This is a genomic window from Halomonas sp. ATBC28 (genome assembly GCF_005937175.1).
GTDB lineage: Bacteria > Pseudomonadota > Gammaproteobacteria > Pseudomonadales > Halomonadaceae > Vreelandella > Vreelandella titanicae.
Genome location: NZ_VCQL01000124.1, coordinates 1 through 436, shown reverse-complemented (window position 1 = coordinate 436; position 436 = coordinate 1). Strand labels below are relative to the sequence as shown.

At 67.2% G+C, this 436-nt stretch carries 1 protein-coding gene; it reads right to left on the bottom strand.

What is annotated here, in order from left to right:
• Positions 1 to 425: response regulator transcription factor (locus tag E0L35_RS25640; RefSeq protein ID WP_138801740.1), on the bottom strand; the 425-nt coding region annotated here is incomplete at its 3' end.
• Positions 426 to 436: the final 11 nt, after the last annotated feature.

The following is a 436-nucleotide window of genomic DNA, read 5'->3' as shown; positions in this document are numbered from 1 at the left end:
AGACTGCGCTGCTCCGGATCGAACCGGTAGCGGCCGAACACCAGCGTGCCGGCCACCGCCTGCGGATAGGCGCGCCGCAGCAGGGCGCCGCAGCGCGCCATGAACTCGCCCATGCGCAAGGGCTTGGTCATGAAATCGTCGGCGCCGCAGGCCAGTGCCTCCACCAGGTCCTGCTCGGCATTGCGGCGGGTGATGAAGAGGATGGGCACGTTGTCCGAGGCCGCGCGCACGGTGCGGATCACCTCCAGCCCCTCCATGTCCGGAAGGTGCCAGTCCACCACCAGCAGGTCGTAGGTGTCCGTGCGCAGCGCCTTCAGCAGTTCCTTGCCTTCCTGGTAGAGGTGGCAGGTGTGGCCGGCGCGTGTGGCCGTCACCTGGAGAAGATCGAGAAGGATCGGGTCGTCGTCGAGAACTGCGAGGCGCATGGAAACTGAGG